The organism is Bittarella massiliensis (ex Durand et al. 2017) (assembly GCF_017566145.1).
GTDB lineage: Bacteria > Bacillota > Clostridia > Oscillospirales > Ruminococcaceae > Bittarella > Bittarella massiliensis_A.
Genome location: NZ_JABFCL010000405.1, coordinates 1 through 209, shown reverse-complemented (window position 1 = coordinate 209; position 209 = coordinate 1). Strand labels below are relative to the sequence as shown.

Annotated in this window: 1 protein-coding gene; it reads left to right on the top strand. The window is 33.5% G+C overall.

Features of this window, described 5'->3' with window-relative positions:
- Nucleotides 1-19 precede the first annotated feature (19 nt).
- Nucleotides 20-209, top strand: a 190-nt coding sequence (locus HJY11_RS14830) for a helix-turn-helix domain-containing protein (protein WP_208076593.1), incomplete at its 3' end; no start/stop codon positions are given.

Here is a 209-nt window from a genome sequence, read left to right as displayed (position 1 = left end):
CAGTAGAAGGAGGAACATTATGAGTAAATATATTCCTGGTAACCAGAAGCATCTTACTCTTGAAGATCGTATTTATATTGAAAATGAATTGAATAAAGGTACATCTTTTAAGAATATTGCCAAATTCTTGTGCAAGGATCCTACTACTATTTCCAAAGAGGCAAGAGCACACAGATTGTCTGACTGGTATCACAAAGGTACTTTTTATA